The organism is Nocardia sp. NPDC060220 (genome assembly GCF_042727815.1).
Taxonomy (GTDB): domain Bacteria; phylum Actinomycetota; class Actinomycetes; order Mycobacteriales; family Mycobacteriaceae; genus Nocardia.
On the sequence record NZ_JBHWZY010001041.1, the window covers coordinates 1 to 2,139 of the forward strand.

The 2,139-nt window shown below is 69.1% G+C and carries 4 protein-coding genes; 3 read left to right on the plus strand and 1 reads right to left on the minus strand.

The features are described from left to right. The 3 genes from ACFWF3_RS33360 to ACFWF3_RS33370 form a co-directional block, all read left to right on the plus strand. The coding region (locus tag ACFWF3_RS33360) for an NAD-binding protein (RefSeq protein WP_379317928.1) at positions 1-493 on the plus strand (493 nt) is incomplete at its 5' end. Then, entirely contained in the window at positions 490-870 is a 381-nt protein-coding gene (locus ACFWF3_RS33365) for a carboxymuconolactone decarboxylase family protein (protein ID WP_378992738.1), read from the plus strand. The genes ACFWF3_RS33360 and ACFWF3_RS33365, both read left to right, overlap by 4 nt. Positions 871-921: 51 nt before the next feature. After that, positions 922-1,398 (plus strand): nitroreductase family deazaflavin-dependent oxidoreductase, encoded by a 477-nt coding sequence (locus tag ACFWF3_RS33370; RefSeq protein ID WP_378993004.1) that lies wholly within the window; start codon positions 922-924, stop codon positions 1,396-1,398. A gap of 4 nt (positions 1,399-1,402) precedes the next feature. Here the strand turns inward: ACFWF3_RS33370 and ACFWF3_RS33375 are convergent. Then, a partial coding sequence (locus ACFWF3_RS33375) for an SDR family oxidoreductase (protein WP_379317930.1) occupies positions 1,403-2,139 on the minus strand: 737 nt, incomplete at its 5' end.

Genomic DNA, 2,139 nt, shown 5'->3' on the forward strand with positions numbered 1-2,139 from the left:
CGGCGCGACCCGGGGGAGCCTGGCCGTGATGGTCGGCGGTAGCGCCGCCGCGGTGGACCGGATCCGGCCGCCGTTCGGGTGCTTCTCCGACCTCGTCGTGCACGCCGGTCCGGTCGGCGCGGGAACACGAATGAAGCTGGCGCGCAATCTCCTTCACTTCATCTCGTTCACCGCGGCCACCGAGGCGCAGCGCCTGGCCGAGGCCGCCGGGCTCAGTCTCACCGCACTCGGCAAGGTAGTTCGCCACTCCGACGCGGTGACCGGTGGGCCGGGTGCGATCATGCTGCGCGACACCACCGCGCCGATCGACCCCGACGACTTCTGGTTCCCCATCCTGGGCCATGTGCGCGATCTCGGCGAGAAGGACCTCTCGCTCGCGCTCGACCTCGGCGACCGGCTCGCGGTCGACCTGCCACTGGCGCAACTGGCCCTCGCCCGTCTCGCCGAGGGACTCGGCGTCGCCGAACCCGCGCTCGACAAGGAGATCTCATGACCGCCCACGGAGAAACCCCCGCCGACGTCCGCAAGCGCGGCCTGGCCAAGATGGCCGAGGTCTACGGCTGGGAATTCGAGGACGGCCCCGGCGAGCACTTCGCCGTCACCGCCGACCACCTGTTCGCCGACATCTGGTCGCGGCCGGCCCTGACCGTGCGCGAGCGTCGGCTGCTGCTGCTCGGGGCACTCACCGCGCAGGGCAATGTCGATGTCGCCGAGATCCAGATCGGTGCCGCTCTGCGCAACGGGGAGCTGTCCGAGGAACAGTTGCGGGAGATCGCCCTGTTCCTGTGCCACTATGTCGGCTGGCCCGCGGGGACGAAGCTCGACGGCACCGTCGGCAAGGTGATCGCGCAGGAGCGTCGCAAGAAATGATCGACCCCGTTATCGCCGATCCGCGATCGCTGTAGCGTGCGGACGATGGTTATGCCGAAGAATCAGCCGAAAGGGCTGAACTCGCCGATGACGACCCGGATCATCCGATACGGGTCGCGCGCACAGGCGTGGGTCTATCGCCGCACCAACGGCCGCGTCGGCGGTACCTGGCGCATCGGTGCCGGGTTCCGCAGCCCGGTGCCGACGCTGCTGCTCGAACATCGAGGCCGCAAGTCCGGCAAGATCTTCGCCGCGCCGCTGCTCTATCTCGTCGACGGCGATGACCTGGTCATCGTCGGCTCCCAGGGCGGCCTCGCGAATCATCCGCAGTGGTATCGGAACCTGCTCGCGGATCCGAACGCCCATGTCCGGGTCCGCAGCGAGCACTACCCGGTGCTGGCCCGCGTGGCCGACGCCGGCGAGCGTCAGCGCCTGTGGCCGTTGCTGACCGGCCTCTACGCCGATTTCGATGCCTACCAGTCCTGGACCGAACGCGAGATTCCGGTCGTGATCCTGTCGCGCACCTGAGCCCTCAGTCGGCCGCGAGCCGGTCGTCGTAGGCACGACGGGCATCGCGGTCGACATCGATGAAGGTGCGGTGCACGCCCAGCCGCCGAGCCATGAACTCACCGAACGGGCGCGGGGTCAGCTTGTTGACGGCGGCGAGAACACCTGCCGTGCGGGTGACCGAGACACGTCGGCGTGGCCGGGCGATCAGGGCGGCGACCGCGGCGGCGACGTCGGCCGGTTCGGCGAGCAACGCACGCGGAGCGCGAGTTCCGGCGATCATCTCGGTGCGGGTGAACGTCGGCAGCACCGCGGAGAACCGCACGCCGGTGCCGCGGTGTTCCAGGCGCATGGTTTCGGTGAAGCTGAGCACCGCCTGCTTGCTCGCGCAGTAGGTGGCCATTCCCGGCGTCGGGTTCTCACCCGCCATCGAGGCCATGTTCACGATGTGGCCGCGGCCGCGGGTGAGCATCGGGGGCAGCGCGAGCTTGGTCCCGAGCAGGACCCCGTAGACATTGATGCCGAGAATCCGGCGGGTGATCTCGTCGGACTCCTCGGTGAACCGGCCGACCGGCATGATGCCCGCGTTGTTGATCAGCACATCGACAGGGCCGCAGGTCTTTTCGACCTCGGCGAGGAAGCTCGCGAACGACGCGGGTTCGGTGACGTCGAGGTGCCGCGCTATGGTCGCGCCTATCTCGGCCCCGGTACTCGCGACCGTGCTCGCATCGATATCGCCGAGGGCGAGAACTGCCCCGGCCC

What these genes read in the sequence shown, in the direction of transcription:
- ACFWF3_RS33365 (WP_378992738.1), top strand. Translation starts at nt 490, where the DNA reads ATGACCGCCCACGGAGAAACCCCCGCCGACGTCCGCAAGCGCGGCCTG.
- ACFWF3_RS33370 (WP_378993004.1), top strand. Translation starts at nt 922, where the DNA reads ATGCCGAAGAATCAGCCGAAAGGGCTGAACTCGCCGATGACGACCCGG.